The sequence below is a fragment of the Lentzea albidocapillata subsp. violacea genome, from assembly GCF_900100275.1.
Classification (GTDB): Bacteria; Actinomycetota; Actinomycetes; order Mycobacteriales; family Pseudonocardiaceae; genus Lentzea; species Lentzea violacea.
The window spans coordinates 93,173-107,731 of the sequence record NZ_FNET01000026.1; the positions used below are offsets into that span (position 1 = coordinate 93,173).

The following is a 14,559-nucleotide window of genomic DNA, read 5'->3' on the forward strand; positions in this document are numbered from 1 at the left end:
TTTCACGCACTTACGTGGAACGTTTCGCGGAGGTGAACTGTGGGGCGAACCTTGTTACGTCCGCGTTTCACGCGGTTCACGCGCTCGCGTCGGCGCCCTCACGGCGCCATGCCCCCGGCGGACAACCGAGGGCATGGTCCGTTACCTGACTGCTCAGCGAACCGAGAACGGGCCCGCCGGGATCCGCGGCTTCGCGGACATGATCGACGCCTCGGCCGGCTCGACAGCGGCACACGTGGTGCCGTTGCGCGGCAGCTTCAGCGACACGAGGTACTCGTTGTTGATCTTCAGCGTGCACTCACTGCGGTCGTAGACGCCGTGGCCCCAGCCTTCGTAGGTGACGAAGACGGTGGTGTCACGGGACTGCTTGTGCGCGTTGACCGCCCACTCGTAGACCGTCGCCGTGTCGTACCTGGCGTTGGTCAGCAGGATCTTCGGCGCGTTCTTGATCTTCAGGCGATGCTGCGGGTTCGTGGCCTTCGGGAACCCGACGCAGCCCATCATGGCGCCGTGGCCGATGGACGAACCGCGGGTGTTCGGCGCGACCCGGTTCTCCATGGCGTTGAGCGCCCGGTACTCGCCCCACGAGCTGACGCGCAGGTTGTAGTCGTTGCAGAAGATGCCCGCGAACGGGTTCTCGAACGTCTCACCCTCCGCGAACGCCTTGCGGTCCGCCGGCGCGCCCTGGACGAGCGAGGCGATGTAGTCGGCGAACTGCTTGAAGGCAGGGCCGTAACCCATGCCCACGACGCCGGCACCGAGGTTCTCCGCCGTGATCACGCGGCCGGTCTCGTCCTTCAGCTCACCGCGGTCGGCCTTGGCGAGCAGGTCCTTCCAGATCGCTCGCAGGTCCTTGCCGTGGAACGGCGAGGACGGCGTCCGGTCGCTCCACTTGACCCACTCGTTGAACATGTCGTTCGCGCCACGCGCCTCGGTCTCGAGGAACTTCCACGTGCCGAGGCTGTGGTCCATGTTCGAGTCGATGATCATGGCGCGGATGTTGCGGCCGTACTGCTCCGCGTAGTGCTGACCCATGATCGTGCCGTACGAGATGCCGTAGTAGTTGATCTTCTTCTCGCCCAGCGCCCGGCGGATGGAGTCGATGTCGTGCGCGACGTCCTTCGTCGAGGCGTGGTCGAAGATCGGCCCGGACACCTCGCGGCAGTCCGCGCGCAGCTCCTTGTTGAACGCGACCAGCTGGTCGAACTCGGCCTTGGACTTCGGGTAGTCGGACGGCTGCCTCTGCAGCACCTCCGCCGAGCACTTGATCGGCTGGCTGCGCGCGACACCACGCGGGTCGAACCCGATGACGTCGAACTTGTCGATGATCTCCTTGCTGAAGTACCGGTCGGCGCCGAACGTGAAGTTCACGCCCGACCCGCCCGGTCCGCCGGGGTTGATCACCATCGCGCCGATGCGCTGGGACGGGTCGGCCGCCTTGAGGCGCGACACGGCCAGCTTGAACTTCTCACCGTTCGGCTTGCTGTAGTCAATCGGCAGTTCGAGGAAGCCGCAGTCGACCGTCGGCTTCTCCTCACACGGCTTCCAGTCGATCGCGCCGACCTGGTACTCCGGCTGCCCTTCCGGAGCCGCGATCGCGACCTGACTCGCGCCTAGAACCAATGCAGAACTGGCGATCGCGGCGCCAAAGGCGCGCACCATCGGTTGCATGGATGTCCTCCCTAGATCCCCGATCTTGCGGGAGGAACGCTTCCACCAATCGTGTGACGCAGACAACCGACCTAGGTAGGGATCAGAATCAGCCCGTGGTCGTACAACCACCGTCAGTTAGTCGTTTTGGCCCAGTTCGCCTGGAGGTGTGCTACGCCGTCGCTCGTAAGCGTGCCGAGGATTCGGAGGCGTGCCATTCCGCCGTCCGGATAGATGTCGAGGCGGACGGCCGTCGCCTCGGTCGCGGCCACGACGAACCGGTGCCGCGTGTCGGGCTGCAGCCGGGTGCGCGGGAGCAGGTCGAACCACGCGTCGGGGTCGTTGCGCTCGTCGCAACCGCGGACGGACGCCCAGCCCGGCGCGTTGCCCTTGAAGTGGGTGGTGTCGAGCTCGACGAGCTGCACGACGCCGGGGGCGGCGAGCCGGAGCGACACCCAGTCGTTGCCCTCGTCACGGCGGCGCGCGGTCTCCCAGCCCTCGCCCATGACCGTGGCCTGACCAGGGGCGATGAGGTTGTTGGGCGAGCCGAAGAACATGTTGCTGCAGCCGGTGACGACAGCGCCGTTCTCCAGCGCGGCGAGGTCGATGCCGCCCACGAGCAGACGCGGGTCGGCGAGCGGTTCGCCGTGCACGCGCAACCGAGCGACACCGCCGTCCGGATCGATGGTCAGCCGTACGTGCGTGACGCGGCGTCCTTCGGTGACGTCGAAGAAGTGCTTCTCGTCGCCCTTCAGCGCGGTGCGTTCGACGAGCGGGAACCACTCGGTGATCTCGTCGGGGGCCGGGTAGCCCTCGACCTGCGCGCCCTCGACCCAGCAGAACGGCGCGTAGTTGCCCTTGAAGAACGCCGTGTCGACGACGATCCCGCGTACGACGCCGGGCATGCCGAGCCGGACCACCGCCTGGTCCACGCCCGCCTCACGACGGCGGCGCGTCTCCCAGCCGTCGTACACCTGGCCTTTGTGACCGAAGGTGTAGGTCTGGTAGACCGGCTCGGCGGGCTTGATCAGGTTCTCGCGCTCGGCGAACAGCTCGTCGTTCGCCCACACCACACCACCACCGACCGCGCGCGAGGCGAGATCGGGCAGCCGGGTCCAGTCGGTCATGCTTCTCCTCGTCTGAGCAACTTGCCGTGCGTTGCGCTGATTTCCTTGCCACGCAACCATGTCTGCCGCACGACACCGTTCAGCGTGCGACCGTGGTACGGCGTGACGGGATTGCGGTGGTGGAGCTTGTCCTTGTCCACCACGAAGGTCTCGTCCGGCGCGAAGACCACGAGGTCCGCGTCCTTGCCGGCCTCGATGGCGCCCTTGGTCTCCAGCCCGACCTGGCGTGCGGGATGCGTCGCCATCCAGCGGACGACGTCGGTGAGGTGGAAGCCGCGCTCCCGTGCGCCCGTCCACACCGCCGGCAGACCGAGCTGCAGCGACGCGATGCCACCCCACGCCGTCGCGAAGTCGCCTTGCTTCAGCTCCACCGTGCTCGGCGAGTGGTCACTGACGACCAGGTCGATCACGCCGTCGCGCAGGCCCTGCCACAACGCCTCGCGGTTCTCCGCCTCCCGGATCGGTGGGCAGCACTTGAACTCCGTCTGCCCGTCGTGGATCTCCTCGGCGGTGAACGTCAGGTAGTGCGGGCACGTTTCGGCGGTGATCCGCAGGCTCTCGCGTTTGGCCGCTCCCAGGATCGAGAGCGCGTCCGACGACGAGAGGTGCAGGATGTGCGTGCGCGCGCCGGTCCTGCGGGTCAGCGCCACGACGTCGCTGATCGCCTTGTTCTCGGCCTCGCGCGGCCGTGACGCCAGGAAGCCCGCATAGTCCGGCTCGGAGTCACGAACCGTGTGCGCGTCTTCGGCGTGCACGATCGTCAACGCGTCGAGCGTGGCCAGCTGCCTGAGCGCCACTTCGAGTTCATCGGTCGTGACGGCCGGGAACTCGTCCACGCCCGAGTGCAGCAGGAAGCACTTGAAGCCGAAGACACCGGCCTCGTGCAACGGTTTCAGGTCGGCAAGGTTGCCGGGGACGATGCCGCCCCAGAACCCGACGTCCACCGAGACGTTCGCCGCGGCCTTGCGTTTGATCTCCAGCGCCGCCACCTCGACCGTCGCCGGGATGCTGTTGAGCGGCATGTCGATGATCGTCGTGACGCCACCGGCGGCGGCGGCTCTCGTAGCGGTCTCGAAGCCCTCCCACTCGGTGCGACCGGGGTCGTTGACGTGCACGTGGGTGTCGACCAGGCCAGGCAGCAGCACCTCGTCGTCCGCGAGGTGCACGACGTTGGGCGAGTCGATCCGGGGCTCGACCGCGACGATCCGGCCGTCGACGACACCGACGTCGCACGCGATCTCGCCCTGCGGGGTCACGACCCTGCGGGCGCGGAAGACCAGGTCCATGGCACTCACTCTGACACCCACTCGCGGGCGATGCGACCGCCGAGAACTTCCAGCAGTGAATCGGCCTGTGCCATGCACCGCGTGACGTCCGGTTCGACGTCCAGCAGGGCGTAGGCGGCCTTCAGCCCCAGGTCGCCGGGCTCGACCGAGCACTGACCGGCCACCGCGACCACCGGCACGTCGCCCGAGGCCCTGACCACCCCGTACGGCGCCTTGCCGTGCCTGGTCTGCGCGTCCAGGGAACCCTCGCCCGTGATCACCAGCGACGCGCCGGCGACAGCCTCGGCGAACCCGGCCAGTTCCAGCACGACCTCGATGCCCGGCCGGAACCGCGCGCCCAGCACCGCGAGAGCGGCGAACCCGATGCCGCCGGCCGCACCCGCGCCGGGCAGTGAGGCGTACTCCGGTCCGATGCGCTGGGCGAACTCGGCGAGGCGCGCTTCGAGGATCTCCACCTGCTCGGGTGAAGCTCCCTTCTGCGGCCCGTAGACCGCCGCCGCGCCGGAAGGCCCGAGCAGCGGGTTGTCCACGTCCGAGGCCAGCACCAGGTCGACGCCGCCGAACGACGCCGTGCCCAACGCCTCCAGCATGCCCGCGCCGCCGTCCGTGCACGCGCTGCCGCCCAGCCCGAGCACGATCGTGGTGCAGCCGACGTCGAGCGCGGCCTTCAGCAGCTCACCGACGCCGTAGCTGGTCGCGTCGAGCGGCGCGGGCCGTTCCAGCAACGTCAGCCCGGCCGCCGACGCCACCTCGACCACCGCGGTCGTGCCCCTGACCGCGAACGACGCGGGCACCGGCTGGCCGGCCGGCCCGGTGACCCAGCGCCCGACCTTCACGAACCCGGCGGCGACGGCGGCGTCGACGGTGCCGTCGCCGCCGTCGGCCACCGGAAGGAGGCGCACGTCCACGTCCGGGACCGCCTCCCGCAGGCCGCGCGCGACGGCGGCAGCGACCTGCGGGGCGGTGAGCGATCCCTTGAACTTGTCCGGCGCGACGATCACTCGTGTCACGGCAGCGGCTCGAATTCCTTCATCGCGGCGATCGACGTGCCGTTCGCGGTGTTGCCCTCACGCTCGATCATGATCTCCACGAGCACCGGCCGCGACGTCCGGTCGGCCTCCTTGCGCGCCCATTCCAGGGAGGTGCGGATCTCCGAAGGATCGGCGACCCGGATGCCGGAGCAGCCGTAGGCCTCCATGATCTTCACGTTGTCCGAGCCGCTCGTGTCGTAGTGGATGTCGACCTCGTACTTCATGTCGTAGCCACCGTGGTCCTCGGCCATCCGGATCAGGCCGAGGTACTCGTTGTTCAGCATGATCAGCACGAACGGCACGTCGTACTGGGCGCCGACCGCGAGCTCCTCGACCAGGAACTGGAACGAGTAGTCGCCGACGATGCCGACGACCTCGGCGTCGGGCCTGGCCTTCTTCACACCGATCGCCGCAGGGATCTCCCAGCCGAGCGGACCGGCCTGGCCGCAGACCTGGTAGTGCCGCGGCTTGTGCGCCTTCTGGTGCTGGCCGGACCAGATCTGGTAGAGCCCGATGGCCGTGACGAAGTAGGTGTCCGGGCCGTAGAACTCGTTGATCTCCTTGAAGACCCGTGGTGCCTTGACCGGCACGGTGTCGAAGTCCTCGCGCCGCAGCAGGGTCCGCTTGAGTTCCTGGCACCGGTCGACCCACTCGCCGGCCGCACGCGGACCACGCGCTTTCGCTTTTTCGAGGAGCGCCTGCAGGAACAGCTTGGTGTCCGCGACGATGCCGAGGTCCGGCCCGAACACCTTGCCGATCTGCGTCGGCTCGACGTCGACGTGGATGAACTTGCGGTCGCCGCGGTAGGTCGCGAGATCGCCGGTGTGCCGGTCGCCGAACCGCGCGCCCAGCGCCAGCACCAGGTCCGACTCCAGGAACGACGCGTTGCCGTAGCGCTGCGAGGTCTGGATGCCGGTCATGCCCGCGTAGAGCGGGTGGTCCTCGTCGATCGCGCCCTTGCCCATCAGCGTGGCCTGGATCGGGATCTGCAGGAACTCAGCCAGGTCCAGCAGGTCGGCGGACGCCTCGCCGAGGATGACACCGCCACCGGCGAGCAGCAGTGGGCGTTCAGCGGCCAGCAGCATCTCCAGCGCGCGGTCGACCCGTGCCTCGGACGGCACGCTTTTGGGCACCGGCAACGGTTCGTCGATCGTGGAGTCCCACTCGATCTCCTGCTTCTGCACGTCGATCGGCAGGTCGATCAGGACCGGTCCGGGACGGCCGGAGCGGGCGATCCGGAACGCCTCGCGGAAGATCCACGGCATCTGCGCGGCTTCCTTGACCTGCACCGCCCACTTCGTGACGGGAGCGGCGATCGCGACGATGTCGACGGCCTGGAACGCCTCCTGGTGCAGCTTGGAGACCGCGGCCTGGCCGGTGATGCACAGGATCGGCACGGAGTCGGCCTGCGCGGTGTAGAGGCCGGTGATCATGTTGGTGCCGGCCGGGCCCGAGGTGCCGATCGCGACACCGACGTTGCCGGTCGTGCGCGACCAGCCGTCGGCCATGTGCGTGGCGCCCTCCTCGTGCCGCACGATGAGGTGCTCGATCGAGCCGTCCTGCTCCATCGCCTTGTACAGCGGGAGGATCGCGGCGCCGGGGCAGCCGAACACGGTGTCGATGCCCTCGGACTTCAGGACCTCGACGACCGCCTGCATGACTGGGATCTTCGGCATGTTCTACGACCTTCCCGCGAAATTCTCGATGACCTTGAGCAGCGCGGAGTGGTCGAGCGACCCGTATCCCTGCGCGCGTGCCGCCGCGACGAGAGCGGCGATCTGGTTGGTGACCGGCAGCGCGACGTCGGCGGCGCGTGCCGCGTCCAGTGCGATGCCCATGTCCTTGTGGTGCAGGTCGATCCGGAAGCCGGGCTGGAACTCGCGCGCGATCATGGACTCGCGCTTGAGGTCGAGGATCCGGTTCGCGGCGAGACCACCCGCGAGAACGTCCAGGCCCGCCTTCGGGTCGACGCCGGACGCCTCCAGCAGCACGATCGACTCCGCCACGAGGGCGTAGATGCCGCCGACCATCAACTGGTTCGCGGCCTTCACCACCTGGCCCGCGCCGTGCGGTCCGACGTGGACGATCGTCTTGCCGACTACCTCCAGGAACGGGCGCGCTGCCGCGAAGTCGGCCTCGTCGCCACCCACCATGATGCTCAGGGACGCCTGGACCGCACCGGTCTGGCCGCCGCTGACCGGCGCGTCGAGCACGCGGACGTTGCTGAGCTTCTTCGCGATGTCGATCGACGTGGACGGGCGGATCGTGCTCATGTCGATCAGCAGCGTGCCGTCGTCGAACGTGACCTCGTCGATCACGGCCTCGACCTGCGGGTGGTTCGGCAGCATCGTGATGACGACCTCGGCGCCGCTCACCGCCTCCTGTGCTGACGACGCGGCTTTGCCACCGTCCGCCACGAGCTTCTCCAGCGAGGCCGAGCTCAGGTCGAAGCCCGTCACGTCGTGGCCGGCGGATACGAGGTGGGCCGCCATCGGGCTGCCCATGATGCCGAGGCCGATGAAACCGATCCTGGTCATGCGTTGTCCCTCCAAGCGAAGGAGTGGGTGACGGGCTTGTACTCGGCGCCGACGAAGCCCGTGTAGCCGTTGGCGCGGAGCTTCGCGAGATGCCCGAAGAGGTCGAGCTCGCCGGTGCCTGGCTCACCACGTCCGGGAGCGTCGGCGATCTGCACGTGACCGATGCGGTCGACGTGGTCGGCGAGGAGGTCGAGGTCGTCGCCGTTCGTGGCGAGGTGGTAGAGGTCCGCGAGCAGCTTCACGTTGCCGCGGTCGATCTCGTCGATGAGCTCGAACGCCTGGTGAGCGGTCTTGATCGGGTACTTCGGCGCGCCGCTGAGCGGTTCGATCACGAGCTGAGCGCCTGCCTCGGCCGCGACGTCGGCGGCGAAGCGGTAGTTGGAGACGGTCTGCGCGGTGGTCTCGAAGTTGCCGTGCAGCGCGTTGAGCGTGCGGCAGCCGAGGCGGGCCGCGATGGCCGCGGTGATCTCGACGTTCGTCCGGAACTCCGTCTCGCGGCCGGGCCAGCTCGCGAGGCCGCGGTCTCCCGCAGGCATGTCGCCCGCGTAGAGGTTGAGGCCCACGAGACGCACCTGCGCGTCGGCGATGGCGCCTTCGAACGCCTCGATCTCCCGCGTCTCGGGTACGGCGTCCGTGAACGGCCACCAGATCTCGACCGCGTCGAACCCGGCGGCCCGCGCGGCTTGAGGACGCTCCAGTAGCGGCAGCTCGGTGAAGAGCATCGAGAGGTTGGCATCGAACATCGGTTCAGGTCCTTCCTACCCGCGAGGAATTCCACAATGCGGAAGTTGGATTTCGCTCTATGGAGACACTAGACATCTCGCTCGGCTCAGGTCAAGAATGTGGAAGTTAGATTCCGCGATACAGAAACTTGGAGAGCCGTGGACAGCTTCAACAGCGCCCCGGAGGCCGAACTGCGTCCTCTGCTCACCGAGTGCCTCGCGGTACCCCGCTGGATCGACGCGATGGTGGCGGGCAGGCCCTACGCGTCGATGGATGCACTCCTCGCGGCTTCTTCGGTTGCCGCACAAGGACTTTCCGACGAGGAGGTGCTCGGCGCCATCGCCGGGCACCCGCGCATCGGCGAACGGCAGAAGACAGGCGGGGTGTCGGCGAGGTGGTCGCGGTCCGAACAGTCCGGTGTGGACGCCTCCCAGGCTGATCGCCTGGCGGCCGCCAACGCCGCGTACGAGGATCGGTTCGGGCACATCTACCTGGTGTGCGCGACCGGCCTGAGCGGTGCGGAGATGCTCGGCGACCTGTCCTCGCGGATGGACAACCCGCCGGACGTCGAGCTCCGCGTCGTCAACGACGAACTCGCGAAGATCGCCGCCTTGCGGCTGCAGAAGCTGATCGGGAGCTGAACATGGCCATCGTCCTGGGCCCCAACCAGTACGGAAAGGCGGAGAACCGCCTCGTCACGGTGTCGCGCAACGGTTCCGTGCACACCATCAAAGACCTCACCGTCAGCACCTCGCTGCGCGGAGACCTCGCCGACACGCACCTGACCGGCGACAACGCCAAGGTGCTCGCGACCGACACGCAGAAGAACACCGTCTACGCCTTCGCCAAGCAGGCCCCGGTCGGTGAGATCGAGGACTTCGCGCTGCGGCTGGGCCGGCACTTCGTCGGCTCGCAGGAGCCGATCACGGGCGCGCGCATCCTGATCGACGAGCACGCGTGGGACCGCATCGACGGCCACGACCACTCGTTCGTCCAGGGCTCGAACGAGAAGCGCACCACCGCCGTGACGATCGACGGCTCGCAGGCGTGGGTCGTGTCGGGCGTACGCGACATGGTGGTGCTGAAGTCGACGGGGTCGGAGTTCCACGGTTATCCGAAGGACCCGTACACGACGCTGAAGGAGACGAACGACCGCATCCTGGCGACGTCGGTGACCGCCCGCTGGCGCTACGTCGGCACGGACGCCGACTGGGCGAAGTCGTTCGCCGAGATCCGGTCGATCATGCTGAAGACGTTCGCGGACAAGCATTCCCTGTCGTTGCAGCAGACGCTGTACGCGATGGGCGAGGCCGTGCTGAACGCTCGTTCCGAGGTCGCCGAGGTGCGCCTCTCCATGCCGAACAAGCACCACTTCCTGGTGGACCTGAGCGCGTTCGGCCTGGAGAACGACAACGAGGTCTTCTACGCGGCGGACCGCCCGTACGGGCTCATCGAGGGCTCGATCCTGCGGGACGACGCCCCCGAGGCGGGTCTTGCCTGGAGTACTTTGCCGGCCTTCTGAACGCGACCATGTGTCCGGCCGCTGACTCTCGACCGGCCGAGAGTCAGCGGTTCTCGCTCGTGCGCAACGACATCTGCTGATCGCGCCAGGAGTGGAATAGGTCGGCCTCGCAGTACCAGTCGACGCCGGTCGGCCGTTCGCCGGAGATCATGAACTCGATCAGCAGCTGCCGGAACAGGTCGAGCGGAACGCCGACGCCGGGCGGGAAGTCCGTGTACTTCTCGTTGACGTACGGCGCTTCCGCGGACCCCTTCGGCCAACCCATGAAGGTGTTGTCTACGTAGTACATGTAGCCCCACCCACCGCGCACGGCGAGCACGACGTTGTGGTCCGGGTCGCCCTCGGCGGTCAGGTCGCGGCCGAAGTGGTCGAGCGACCCGTCGTTGCACTCGGGCCGGTCGAGCAGCCTGATCAGCGTGTCCACGTCCGCCTCGCACGCGACGACCTGGTACTTGTGCTCGGCCGCCTCGAGGTCGGGTAGGCCGGTCCAGAGGCCCGCACGCATGCTCATGCGAGCCACCCTGCACCGAACAACCGCACTATTCGACAGCCATTGACAGAACCACACGAACGGGTGATGACCCGATCAGCTCGAACGGGTGGCGAGCCCCCGCAGTGCTGACTCGTCCAGACCCGTCGCGGCCTGCACCTCCACCGGATCGAGCGCACCGCAGTCCACCGCTCGGAGGAAGAATGACGACAGCGCCTGAGCGGTCGCCGGCTCGTCCAGGACGCCTCCCGAAACGTTCTGCACGTAGGCCTTCAGCCGTGCCGCGTCCGCCTCCAAGCCCTCCCGGTAGAAGGCGTAGACGGCCGCGTACCGCGTCACCAGCTGGGCCGGGTGCAGGTCCCAGCCCTGGTAGAAACCGTGCTCCAGCGAACGGCGCGTGAGCCGGTAGTGGGTGTCCCAGCCGCGCTTCTTCTGATCACCGACGGGAAGCACGTTGGTGGAGCCGTCCGACAGCCGGACACCCGTGCCGGCGGCGGAAACCTGCATCACGTGCCGGGCGAAGTCGCACGCGCCGTGCGCCAGGTGCTGCTGCGACGCGGACAGCCCGCAGCCCGCCGTGTAGTCGTAGGTGCCGAAGTGCAGTCCTGTCACGCGGCCGCGCCCGGCCTCGATGAACCGCGGGATCGCGAGCCGCCCCTCACTGTCCACAATAGATTGCGTGGTCTCCACCTGGATCTCGAACTTCAGATCCCCGCCGAAGAGGTCGAGCACGTCACCGAAGACCTCGACCTGGTCGACCGACGTCACCTTGGGAAAGGTGATCACGAAGCCCGGCGGGATCTCTCCCAGTGCCGTCAGGAAGATGTCCAGCGTGCGCAGGCCGCGCTCACGCAGTTCGGCCGTGTCGAACGACTTGATCCGCAGCCCGGACGACGCCGGCGCGGTGCCGTCGGCGACCCAGCGCGACAGGAGGATCGCCGTGCTCTCGGCGTCCATGTCCTCGACGTCGTCCTCGGGCGCGCCGTAGCCGTCCTCGAAGTCGATCCGCAGGTCCTCGATCGGCTCTTTCCTGAGCTTCGCCTCGACCCGCTCCAGCACGCCCTCGGGCAGTTCCGGAAGCAGTTCCGGTTCGATCGACTCCAGCGCCTCGCGGCCCCAGTCGGCGACCGTGGTCCCGATGATGCGACCGGCGGGCACATAGCAGGTGTGAACGGGCTGCCGTCCCACCGGCCAAATGCGTTCCACAGTGGACAGCCGGGCGGTCACCCGCGCGACGTCCTCGGGAGACAGCGATGTCTCGTACATCAGATGCGCTCGTACGCCGGCAGCGTCAGGAAGTCCACGAAGTCCTCGGACAACGCGACCTGCTCGAACAGCTCGACGGCCGCCGCAACATGCGGCCCTTCCAGCTCGTCACCCACCCGCGCCAGCACTTGCCGCACGGCGTCGGCGGTGACCTGCGTGCCGTCGTCGAGCACGACCTTGTTGTTGATCCACTGCCAGATCTGCGACCTGCTGATCTCCGCGGTGGCCGCGTCCTCCATCAGGTTGTGGATCGCCGCCGCCCCGTTGCCGCCCAGCCAGGACGCGATGTACCGCACGCCGACGTCCACCGCGGCCTCCAGCCCCGCACGCGTCGCCGAACCACCCGCCGACTTGAAGTCGAGCAACTGCTCCGCGGTGACGCTGACCTCCGGACGCTGCTTGTCGATCTGGTTCGGCCGGTCACCCAGCACCCCGTCGAAGATCTCGCGGCAAATCGGCACGAGGTCAGGATGCGCCACCCACGACCCGTCGAAACCGTCATTCGCCTCGCGCGTCTTGTCCTCACGAACCTTGCGCAGCGCGTTCTCGGTGACCTCGGGATCACGCCGGTTCGGGATGAACGCGGCCATGCCCCCCATGGCAAACGCCCCGCGCTTGTGGCACGTCTTCACCAGAAGCTCGGTGTACGCGCGCATGAACGGCGCCGTCATCGTGACGCTGTTGCGGTCCGGCAGCACGTAGTCCGCACCCGCGTCACGGAAGTACTTGATAACGCTGAAGAGGTAGTCCCACCGACCGGCGTTGAGGCCCGACGCGTGGTCGCGCAGTTCGTAGAGGATCTCCTCCATCTGGAACGCGGCGGGAATCGTCTCGATGAGCACCGTCGCCCTGATGGTGCCGTGCGGCACGCCCTTGAGCTTTTGCGCCGTCGTGAAAACGTCGTTCCACAGCCGTGCTTCGAGATGCGATTCCATCTTCGGCAGGTAGTAGTACGGCTTGCCAAGCTCGGCGTTGTGGAAGAAGTGCAGCCCGAAGTCCACGAGCGCACCCACGGCGTTCCGGCCACCGAACTGCAGGTTCCGCTCGTCGAGGTGCCACCCGCGCGGCCGCACGACGATCGCCGGGTAAGGCCCACCCTTGAGCGTGTACTCCTTGCCCTCCGGCGACGTGAACGCGATCGTCTCCCGCGCCGCCTCGTACAGGTTCACCTGCCCCTGCACGACGTTGTCCCAATGCGGCGTGTTCGCGTCCTCCAGATCCGCGAGCCACACCTTGGCACCGGAGTTGAGCGCGTTGATCGTCATCTTGCGCTCGGTGGGCCCGGTGATCTCGACGCGCCGATCCCGCAGCGCCTCCGGCGCCTCAGCCACCGTCCACTCCCCGTCCCGCACGTCCTGCGTCTCGGGGAGGAACCCGAGGGCCCGGCGCTCCTTGCGAAGGGCGAGCAACTCGTCCCTGCGGGCGGCGTGCGCCTCATGCAGCTTCGCGACGAACTCAAGAGCCTCTTCGGTCAGGACCTGCACCTGGATCCACCTCTCTCGGTTTTGCTCTGTGGACTATAGTTTTTGCATTGCGGAACTGCAACGAGAGGAGCCGCACCGTGTCCACAGGTGGCGTGCAGTCCCTGCAAAGAGCCTTCGACCTGCTAGAACGCCTAGCAGACGCAGGCGGTGAAGCGTCACTCTCCGAGCTGGCGGCAACGTCGGGCCTACCACTCCCCACGATCCACCGCCTGATCCGCACCCTTGTCACGCTGGGCTATGTACGACAGAACAGCAACCGCCGCTACACCCTCGGCTCCCGCCTGATCCGCCTGGGCGAGACCGCCTCCCGCCAGTACGGCACATGGGCCAGACCACTGCTGTCCCAACTGGTCGACTCGGTAGAGGAAACGGCAAACCTGGCCGTCCTGGACGGCGACGAGGTCGTCTACGTGGCGCAGGTGCCGTCGAAGCACTCGATGCGCATGTTCACGGAAGTGGGCCGCCGCCTGCTGCCCCACGGCACCGGCGTCGGCAAGGCAATGCTCTCGCAGTTGCCGCGCTCTGATGTTCGCGCGCTGTTGGAACGCACGGGCCTGCCCGCGTACACGTCGAACACGATCACCGACGCCACCGAACTACTCGACTCCCTGGACGAGATCGCAGAACGCGGCTTCGCACTGGACGAGTCAGAGCAAGAACTCGGCGTGCGATGCATCGCAGTACCAGTGGTAGGCGGCCCAACCCTGGCCGCAGTATCGGTGTCAGGCCCAGAGGGCAGGCTGACAAAGGAAGCCGTCTCACGGATCCTGCCGGAGGTACTGGCAGTAGCGAAGCGACTGGCAGACCAAGCCGCAACAGCCTGATAGCCCGCGAAGCCGAAGGCGAGCCGTCCTCCCCCACGCAATGCCGAAGGCGAGCCGTCTTTACCGCGCGGGCCAGGCGGTGGGGTCCCATCACGAGTCGCGCCATAGCTCTTGCTGCACCTGAGGGGTGAGGTCAAGTCGACACGCTTTTCGTCGACTTGACCTCACCCCTCAGGTGTGGCCCGCTCTTGGCTCGGCTCGTGATGGGACCCCACCGCCAACGCACACCGATACGCAACAGGCAGCCGCCCAAAGCAACAGGCGTGCCATCAACCCACAGACGGCGCTACCCCCTGATCAGATTGCCGGGGGTCTGGGGGTGAACCGCCTCCCGGAAGTTGGACTGGGAATCCAGTTCCGTCTTCCGGGGAGTGCTGTGAATCCGAGTAGTTCGTTGTCGTCGCGGCAGCGCAGGGCTGCTGTCAGGTTGTTCGAGGCCGGGTTGGGCTATCGGGTGGTGGCGACCCGGTTGGGTGTGTCGTGGTCTGCGGTGGCACGCTTGCGTGATCGGTGGAGTCTGCGGGGCGCGGGAGCGTTGGTGAGTAAACAGCGCGGGCGGGTGTTCTCGTTCGAGTTCAAGCTCGAGGTGGTGCGCCGGTTCGTGGCGGGTGAGGCGACC

Annotated in this window: 14 protein-coding genes; 4 read left to right on the forward strand and 10 right to left on the reverse strand. The window is 67.6% G+C overall.

The window, feature by feature from the left end:
* Positions 1 to 153: 153 nt before the first annotated feature.
* From BLR21_RS36450 to BLR21_RS36480, 7 genes are all read right to left on the reverse strand, one after another.
* The gene (locus tag BLR21_RS36450; protein WP_090013808.1) at positions 154 to 1,671 is read right to left on the reverse strand and encodes an alpha/beta fold hydrolase; all 1,518 of its coding nucleotides are present in this window, start codon (positions 1,669 to 1,671) and stop codon (positions 154 to 156) included.
* 113 nt (positions 1,672 to 1,784) lie between these two features.
* Positions 1,785 to 2,777, reverse strand: a complete 993-nt coding sequence (gene alc, locus BLR21_RS36455; protein ID WP_090013810.1) for an allantoicase — start codon at positions 2,775 to 2,777, stop codon at positions 1,785 to 1,787.
* Positions 2,774 to 4,063 carry an allantoinase AllB gene (gene allB, locus BLR21_RS36460; protein ID WP_090013812.1) on the reverse strand — a complete coding sequence of 430 codons (1,290 nt, stop codon included), beginning with the start codon at positions 4,061 to 4,063 and terminating at the stop codon, positions 2,774 to 2,776. The genes alc and allB overlap by 4 nt, the downstream gene beginning before the upstream one ends.
* A 5-nt stretch (positions 4,064 to 4,068) precedes the next feature.
* Positions 4,069 to 5,073, reverse strand: coding sequence for a glycerate kinase (locus BLR21_RS36465; protein WP_218131072.1), 1,005 nt, complete (start codon positions 5,071 to 5,073; stop codon positions 4,069 to 4,071).
* The gene (gene gcl / locus BLR21_RS36470) at positions 5,070 to 6,770 is read right to left on the reverse strand and encodes a glyoxylate carboligase (protein WP_090013816.1); all 1,701 of its coding nucleotides are present in this window, start codon (positions 6,768 to 6,770) and stop codon (positions 5,070 to 5,072) included. Before gcl ends, BLR21_RS36465 begins: the two co-directional genes overlap by 4 nt.
* A gap of 3 nt (positions 6,771 to 6,773) precedes the next feature.
* Complete coding sequence (locus BLR21_RS36475) at positions 6,774 to 7,631, reverse strand: NAD(P)-dependent oxidoreductase (protein ID WP_090013819.1); 858 nt, start codon at positions 7,629 to 7,631, stop codon at positions 6,774 to 6,776.
* The gene (locus BLR21_RS36480; protein WP_090013824.1) at positions 7,628 to 8,374 is read right to left on the reverse strand and encodes a hydroxypyruvate isomerase family protein; all 747 of its coding nucleotides are present in this window, start codon (positions 8,372 to 8,374) and stop codon (positions 7,628 to 7,630) included. The genes BLR21_RS36475 and BLR21_RS36480 overlap by 4 nt, the downstream gene beginning before the upstream one ends.
* 99 nt (positions 8,375 to 8,473) lie before the next feature.
* On the opposite strand from BLR21_RS36480, the gene uraD reads away from it, so the two are divergent.
* Positions 8,474 to 8,995, forward strand: a complete 522-nt coding sequence (gene uraD / locus BLR21_RS36485; RefSeq protein WP_256335168.1) for a 2-oxo-4-hydroxy-4-carboxy-5-ureidoimidazoline decarboxylase — start codon at positions 8,474 to 8,476, stop codon at positions 8,993 to 8,995.
* Between the two features lie 2 nt (positions 8,996 to 8,997).
* Entirely contained in the window at positions 8,998 to 9,876 is an 879-nt protein-coding gene (gene pucL / locus BLR21_RS36490) for a factor-independent urate hydroxylase (protein WP_090013827.1), read from the forward strand.
* Between the two features lie 43 nt (positions 9,877 to 9,919).
* Here the strand turns inward: pucL and BLR21_RS36495 are convergent, their stop codons facing one another.
* The 3 genes from BLR21_RS36495 to aceB all read right to left on the reverse strand — a co-directional run bounded on the left by BLR21_RS36495 (position 9,920) and on the right by aceB (position 13,116).
* The gene (locus BLR21_RS36495; RefSeq protein WP_090013829.1) at positions 9,920 to 10,387 is read right to left on the reverse strand and encodes an Imm1 family immunity protein; all 468 of its coding nucleotides are present in this window, start codon (positions 10,385 to 10,387) and stop codon (positions 9,920 to 9,922) included.
* Positions 10,388 to 10,462: 75 nt separating this feature from the next.
* Positions 10,463 to 11,632: a DUF6986 family protein gene (locus tag BLR21_RS36500; RefSeq protein WP_090013831.1), complete on the reverse strand. Its 1,170-nt coding sequence runs from the start codon at positions 11,630 to 11,632 to the stop codon at positions 10,463 to 10,465.
* Positions 11,632 to 13,116, reverse strand: coding sequence for a malate synthase A (aceB, locus tag BLR21_RS36505; RefSeq protein ID WP_256335169.1), 1,485 nt, complete (start codon positions 13,114 to 13,116; stop codon positions 11,632 to 11,634). The genes BLR21_RS36500 and aceB overlap by 1 nt, the downstream gene beginning before the upstream one ends.
* A 77-nt stretch (positions 13,117 to 13,193) precedes the next feature.
* Here aceB and BLR21_RS36510 point away from each other — a divergent pair, with 77 nt between their 5' ends.
* Positions 13,194 to 13,940 carry an IclR family transcriptional regulator gene (locus BLR21_RS36510; RefSeq protein ID WP_090013866.1) on the forward strand — a complete coding sequence of 249 codons (747 nt, stop codon included), beginning with the start codon at positions 13,194 to 13,196 and terminating at the stop codon, positions 13,938 to 13,940.
* 376 nt (positions 13,941 to 14,316) lie between these two features.
* Positions 14,317 to 14,559, forward strand: a 243-nt coding sequence (locus BLR21_RS44775; RefSeq protein WP_176929948.1) for a helix-turn-helix domain-containing protein, incomplete at its 3' end; no start/stop codon positions are given.

Coding starts and splice junctions, on each gene's coding strand:
- BLR21_RS36500 (WP_090013831.1), bottom strand. CDS start 11,632: ATGTACGAGACATCGCTGTCTCCCGAGGACGTCGCGCGGGTGACCGCC.
- alc (WP_090013810.1), bottom strand. CDS start 2,777: ATGACCGACTGGACCCGGCTGCCCGATCTCGCCTCGCGCGCGGTCGGT.
- BLR21_RS36450 (WP_090013808.1), bottom strand. CDS start 1,671: ATGCAACCGATGGTGCGCGCCTTTGGCGCCGCGATCGCCAGTTCTGCA.
- BLR21_RS36480 (WP_090013824.1), bottom strand. CDS start 8,374: ATGTTCGATGCCAACCTCTCGATGCTCTTCACCGAGCTGCCGCTACTG.
- BLR21_RS36495 (WP_090013829.1), bottom strand. CDS start 10,387: ATGAGCATGCGTGCGGGCCTCTGGACCGGCCTACCCGACCTCGAGGCG.
- allB (WP_090013812.1), bottom strand. CDS start 4,063: ATGGACCTGGTCTTCCGCGCCCGCAGGGTCGTGACCCCGCAGGGCGAG.
- BLR21_RS36475 (WP_090013819.1), bottom strand. CDS start 7,631: ATGACCAGGATCGGTTTCATCGGCCTCGGCATCATGGGCAGCCCGATG.
- pucL (WP_090013827.1), top strand. CDS start 8,998: ATGGCCATCGTCCTGGGCCCCAACCAGTACGGAAAGGCGGAGAACCGC.
- gcl (WP_090013816.1), bottom strand. CDS start 6,770: ATGCCGAAGATCCCAGTCATGCAGGCGGTCGTCGAGGTCCTGAAGTCC.